At 40.7% G+C, this 820-nt stretch carries 2 protein-coding genes; both read right to left on the bottom strand.

The window, feature by feature from the left end; all coding sequences use genetic code 11:
* Positions 1-363 (bottom strand): radical SAM protein (locus A3729_RS07670; protein WP_369820108.1); only part of this gene is annotated, 363 nt, incomplete at its 3' end.
* A gap of 42 nt (positions 364-405) precedes the next feature.
* On the bottom strand, positions 406-820 hold a 415-nt coding region (locus tag A3729_RS07665), incomplete at its 5' end, for a 4'-phosphopantetheinyl transferase superfamily protein (RefSeq protein WP_156497778.1).

The raw sequence follows: 820 nt of genomic DNA, 5'->3' as shown, positions 1-820 counted from the left end.
CTCTTCTACCGTTTTTTTCTTAATATTTCTGGGTAAGCAATAAGCAGTAACACGTTCTTTATCTGGAAAGTAGCGATTAATACACTCAAGTATTTCTTTGAGGCGGCGGAACGACAAAGTCATTGCATCACCATCTGCCAAAAAGAAACGCCCGACATTCGGCATGCTCTTCGCCACTGCACTCACTTCTTGCTCTATCTCTTCGATCTTTTTGGGCTTGAACTTCTTCTGTTCAGCTGTATACATATCGCAAAAGGTGCACTTATTGTATGAACAACCATTGGTAACTTGAAGAATCAAAGACTTAGCTTCTGAAGGTGGACGAAATACGGGCTCAATGTAATTGATAGGCAAATAATTCATAAAATAATCACGGCAACTATTGGTTGAATCTAATCGTTTATTCTAACACAAGTCTTTATTAGCGAGCTCTCTATGGGGCAAACTGAGCTCACGAACCTTATCGAGACCGGTAATTTCTTTAGTTTCGATACGATATTCCCCCCTAGCAAGTCCATTAGACTGAGTAGCAAGAGAGATAAAGCAGTCTAAATCTGTTTCGAACTGCCAAAAAAGCCAAGGGTCAGAATCGCTTTTTTGCTCCGGCTCAAAACGCGCCAAATAACGATTAGAATCATCAAATAGAAAGGAAAAGCTTTTAAGCGGAATAGACATGCCTCGCCCATCTGCTTTCATATAAGCTTCTTTCAAAGTCCAGAGAGAAAAGAAACGATCTCGAAATGCTTCTTGGTCGAGCTTCTCTATCTGGGCGTATTCCTTGGTTGAAAACGAGTATTTGGCCAAAGGCTGAAAATCAACC

It is taken from the genome of Oleiphilus sp. HI0043 (assembly GCF_001634935.1).
Note: the sequence above shows the minus strand (reverse complement) of the source record. Positions and strands in the feature narration are given on the sequence as shown.